This window comes from Desulfocicer niacini (assembly GCF_054657595.1).
Window position 1 is genome coordinate 1 of the sequence record NZ_BAAHYK010000144.1, and the last position, 1,067, is coordinate 1,067.

The following is a 1,067-nucleotide window of genomic DNA, read 5'->3' on the forward strand; positions in this document are numbered from 1 at the left end:
TTATAAACTACAGAACTATCTGAGTTAAAGTTAAAGTAAAAAAATAATTTAGCATTTATCGTAATAGAGATTATCATTTGTGATATAATTTTTATCTTTTTTCAGTTCTTCAATAATAAACTTAGGAATAATAAAGCTTTGAATATGAGTGGATGGTTCGTAATATTTGAAATCTTTCAATCGATATCTTGCTATAGCCTTCTCAATCTGATCGATAGAATCGATATTAAGTTCTATTTCTTCCGAATATATGACAAATGCCCAATTTGTTCCAAAAGAAGGTATTAATACTGAATTTATTCTAACATATTTAAATAATTGTGATAAGGTATTGTGGATTCTAGATAATCTCTCGGTATTGTTCAAGCTCATAGGGCCAGCCTGTGTGGATATGATGGGTGGAGCGCGCAGCGCGGAACCCGTCCACGGTGTTGATCAGCCCGGCCCGATGGGGTGGAGCGCGGAGCGGTCCACCCCATCGGTCAAGCTGAGGGGCCGGGCGGATTTTACATGAAACCCGGCCGAAAGCCCGAAAATATGTTTACAGAAATTATTGTGAAAGTGGCACGGCCCGCCCGGTCCCTCTCAAGCGTCTGGTTCGGAGGTCAACATTGATTTATCTACCCTGAGAATACCTGCTAACTCATTGATATCGTAACTGACATGTACTTCGACTCCACAATCTTCAATAAGTGTTTGATACATTCTTATTGTGCCATATAAAAGCGTGTTCGGGACTAAGTAACAGGCCTTTATAGGTTTGGCGTTTCCTCTCAAACTAGACTCAACATCACAAATTTGTCGGACATCATCAAACCTAAGATTGATTGATGTTATTTCAGTCAAATTGTGGAATCTATCAACTTGAGAGAGACCCGCTTTTAGAATGCACTCTCTACAAATGGCGATGTCGTTCAACTTGTCAGGGGTTAAGTCGCCTTTTGGGTGACACACAAGGATGTTTTGATCCTCGCGATAAACGCCATAATTGAAGGGACATGTAATCATTTTATTTCCTCCGAACGGGCCGGGCTGTTAAGCCGCGAGACTCGCAGGCCTTGAAAAGG

General features: G+C 40.8%; 1 protein-coding gene. It reads right to left on the minus strand.

Going from position 1 to position 1,067, the window contains the following annotated elements; translation table 11 throughout:
• Positions 1-585 precede the first annotated feature (585 nt).
• On the minus strand, positions 586-1,008 hold the full coding sequence (locus tag ACYQ2M_RS25095; RefSeq protein WP_459919144.1) for a hypothetical protein: 423 nt from the start codon (positions 1,006-1,008) through the stop codon (positions 586-588).
• Positions 1,009-1,067 lie beyond the last annotated feature (59 nt).